The organism is Shimia marina (genome assembly GCF_001458175.1).
GTDB lineage: Bacteria > Pseudomonadota > Alphaproteobacteria > Rhodobacterales > Rhodobacteraceae > Shimia > Shimia marina.
This window is the reverse complement of sequence record NZ_CYPW01000027.1, coordinates 277,834-280,281: the sequence shown is the minus strand read 5'-3', so window position 1 is coordinate 280,281 and position 2,448 is coordinate 277,834. Positions and strand designations below refer to the sequence as shown.

Sequence of the window (2,448 nt, the reverse complement as noted above, 5' to 3'; positions counted from 1 at the left end):
AAAAAAAAAGGTAAAAAAAAACCGCCGCAAAGCGTTGCGGCGGGTCCAAAAAAAAGAAAATCTGACGTGCTTACCAGCTGCGCTGCGCCAATGTATTGAGATGGTTCAGACGGTCCAGATTGGCCACAGTGCTGAGCATGATCCGCTCGTGACTCCAATCTTCCGGCTCCGCCAGAGAAACGGCACCAAGCAATACCACACCGGCCATCACAAGCGATAAAAATGCCCCGAAAACAACGGCTTCCTTGGCAGGCTCCGCCTGATGATCCGCGATGGCAACGATCCGATCTTTCAGCATGGACCGGCGCGACAGGAACGGCACACGCCGCCCTACCAAAGGCACACCGAAGGCCGTGGGTTGCTGCTTGGCCGCACTGGTGCTGCGCGCAACTTCCAGCAGACGCAAAGCGTAACCATGCGCGTCAAACCCTTTGCGCGCCAGATAAGCCCGGTCACACGCCAACTCACCAAGCTTACGCAACCGACTGGAAAGAAACCAGAAACCAGGATTGAGCACGGCAATAGGAGAGATCAGAGACAGCAAAACCTCCGCATCCACATCCCCTTGCCGAATGTGCTGCAACTCATGCCCCAAAGCCATCTGCACAGCCGCGCGATCCGCGATCAGCGCCTCCGGCAATACGACATAATAGTACCACAAACCACGCGTTGAGAACGGCACGCTGACGCTGGACGTCGCAACCAATCGACAACGCCGCGTGCGCTGAACCACCCGTCCAGATTTCAATGCATTGCAAATACGTGCAATGTTTACAACAAGATAGCATGTCCTTGCGATGAAAGCAGCCAAGAAGCCCGCAATCAGCACCTGCGCCGCAGTTGAACTCGCCGTGGCCACTTGAGACATCCATTCAGATTTCAGCGTCAAAATCTGCATCATACGGCTGGCGCTGATATCGAGGTTGCCGTTGAGCACCTGAGCAACAATCGCATCCGTCGCGTTTACGCTGGCCGCATAAGGAGACGTGACAAGATAGGGCGCTACCAACGGCAACACCGCCAAACAGGCGATCACAGCCATGCCCATCCGACGCCGTGTGTAAAAGCTTCTTCGCCGCCCAGAAAGCACCAGAATGCCCTCAAAAGCGCCAAATACACATGCGGCCAAAAGGATCACTAGCTGTATCCAGATCGCCCCCCCTACGATTTGATCAACCGTCATCCTTTCTGATCCTTGTATCGATGATCTCTTTGATTTCCTTGATCATCTCATCTGTCAGATCCTCATTATCCACCAGTCGCGCCACCAGCGCAGTCGGGGTTCCTCCAAACAAGGTCTTTGACAGGTTCTTCAGGCTGCGACCTTCATAGTCGCGCTTTTCGACAGCGGGTGTATACACCAAAGCGCGATCCTTTCGCGACGCGGTTACAAACCCTTTGTCATCCAAAATTTTCATCACAGTTGCCACAGAAGTGTAAGCACGCTGCTGATCTTCCTTCAGCGCCCCCATGATATCGCGCACGGATCCGCCCCCGATTTTCCAGAGGGCGATCATAAATTCCAGCTCAACATCCGTGAGCATTTCACTGCGTCGACGTGCCAATTGGCCACTCCGTAGTTAATTACTAGGAAATTAGTAAATCAGCCTCTGCTTTTTTCAAAGTAAAATATGCCTCAACACCTTAAAATCTGATCAAATTCCACCATTGAAGTCCTTCCTCCCCAATAGCAGGAGCCGAAACACAGACCTCGCTTATGCTTTGTCAACTTCTGACTTCTAAAGTGAGGGAACGTTGGCAAAACAAGGCTTTGAAAATGCAATTTGATACCGCATTTCAACAGAGCTGCGGCATTCCCATACAGACGTTTCCACCCGAAGAGCGCGCCTTTGTTGAGGCGGAGTATGCGAAACACAAGGTGTTGTTAGAATATGGCAGCGGTGGCTCAACGCTCCTTGCCGCCCAGCAAGATCATCCCCTTGTTATGACAGTGGAAAACGACAAGACTTGGGCGCAAAATATGACACAGACCTTGGCGCAACTTTATCCGGATGCGCCAGTGAAAATTCACTGGGTCGACACCGGCCCGACAAAGGCCTGGGGGCATCCACGTACAAATGGCGCAGAGCGCGGTTGGAGAAATTACCCCAAATACGCGCTGAATATCTGGGACCAGCCCTTCTTCCGCCACCCCGATCTGATTTTGATAGATGGCCGCTTTCGAACCGCATGTTTTATGACCGCGCTCATGCGCATCGAGCGCCCGGTCACTGTGCTTTTCGACGACTATGCAAATCGCCGAAGATATCACTGGATAGAGCGACATGCCTCTGTGCAGGAGATGATTGGCCGAATGGCAAAATTTCGTCTCCAGCCCACGCAATGGAACGCGAAAGACCTCACCAGAATTCTAACGGCGTTCTTAGATCCAGATTGAACACGTCCCGCGATAGGAGGCTCTCTTTGACGGATGCCATGCACCCAAGG

The 2,448-nt window shown here is 52.8% G+C and carries 3 protein-coding genes; 1 reads left to right on the top strand and 2 read right to left on the bottom strand.

Annotated features, from left to right (window positions below; genetic code table 11):
• Positions 1-70: 70 nt before the first annotated feature.
• Positions 71-1,183, bottom strand: coding sequence for a M56 family metallopeptidase (locus SHM7688_RS14060; RefSeq protein WP_058240569.1), 1,113 nt, complete (start codon positions 1,181-1,183; stop codon positions 71-73).
• A complete protein-coding gene (locus tag SHM7688_RS14055; protein WP_223229192.1) occupies positions 1,173-1,565 on the bottom strand; it encodes a BlaI/MecI/CopY family transcriptional regulator in 393 nt (130 codons plus the stop codon). Before SHM7688_RS14055 ends, SHM7688_RS14060 begins: the two co-directional genes overlap by 11 nt.
• A gap of 152 nt (positions 1,566-1,717) precedes the next feature.
• On the opposite strand from SHM7688_RS14055, the gene SHM7688_RS14050 reads away from it, so the two are divergent.
• The gene (locus tag SHM7688_RS14050; RefSeq protein ID WP_233486617.1) at positions 1,718-2,398 is read left to right on the top strand and encodes a hypothetical protein; all 681 of its coding nucleotides are present in this window, start codon (positions 1,718-1,720) and stop codon (positions 2,396-2,398) included.
• Positions 2,399-2,448: the final 50 nt, after the last annotated feature.

What these genes read in the sequence shown, in the direction of transcription:
- SHM7688_RS14060 (WP_058240569.1), bottom strand. Translation starts at nt 1,183, where the DNA reads ATGACGGTTGATCAAATCGTAGGGGGGGCGATCTGGATACAGCTAGTG.
- SHM7688_RS14050 (WP_233486617.1), top strand. Translation starts at nt 1,718, where the DNA reads ATGCTTTGTCAACTTCTGACTTCTAAAGTGAGGGAACGTTGGCAAAAC.